The 1093-nt window shown below is 42.6% G+C and carries 1 pseudogene; it reads right to left on the minus strand.

Annotated features, from left to right (window positions below):
• Positions 1-15 precede the first annotated feature (15 nt).
• Positions 16-1093: pseudogene (locus tag R7P74_RS24980) on the minus strand (hypothetical protein); the annotation flags it as partial.

A 1093-nucleotide genomic window follows, 5' to 3' on the forward strand; every position in this document is an offset into this window, starting at 1 on the left:
GTTTGAATCCGTTTTTTAATTGAGCTCGATTTTCTCGATAGAGACTATTTTCGAGCGGTTTAGCACGACTTTCCAACGGTAGTAAACGGGCGCATCAGTGTGGTTGTCTTCTTTGACGATCACATTGAGTAAATGACGTTTCTCTACAGACTCTTTGGTCACTTGCCCTTCATTTAGACGATAAACGCGGTTTGAGCTCTTATCCATTAGGCGAATGATCGACCGCAAACAGATGTTCAACGCTTCTCGAGTCTGTTCATAACCACTTAAAAAGAGCGACGTCGCCAATTCTGTTTTTTAATGGTAGTGAAGAATTTGTTCTTCTCTTTGAACGACGCGTTTTTTACGAATCTGTTGAATCTTGTCTGGCAAGCTCGATAGCGTTTTATAATCAAGCCATTCTAATTTTTTACCGACGACTTTCTTCGTCGTCGGGTCGATGTACTTTTTACGCCACTTAGGTTTGCCTTTACGAATCCAACGCCACATCGCATCACGCAGATCATCTTTAAAAATCTCGCGTAAAGCATAGATAAAAGACATCGCTATAATGAAAGATGCGGAGATCTCGCCAAGGTAGTCTCGGGCTAGAATAACGGTCGATGTCACTACGACCATAACCAAGCCCGTCGCAATCCCTTTAATCGCTCGCTTGATGTTGTTACCCATGGAGATAGTTTGCTCACGCAAAACAATAGGGTGTTCAATCAGACGTCTTAACAAACGCATTTTGTTTGAAAGACGCGTCACGTCTTCAACCACGCGAGGAGAGTTGTATTTGTTTAGCTTGCGATGCGCTTGTTCTTTCTCACACAGAGTAATCAAACGCTGTTTAATGGTGCTGTAATCGCCTTCTCGAGGAAGATGAGCAACGAGAGACAAAAACTTCTGCTCGGTATACCACGACAAATAGTTATCAATATTAACGTAGTAACGCTTTAAGTTTTCTTCATAAGGGATAGAGCGTCTAAAGCGGTTTACGCTCTCAAACGTCAACTCAATGACCTCGTCCACTTCATCTTCTGTAACGGAGTTGCTCTCGTGCTTATTTAAACTCGCCACTGCTTTATCTAATGCGATAACGTACTGGTAG

Source organism: Vibrio sp. 2033, assembly GCF_033339735.1.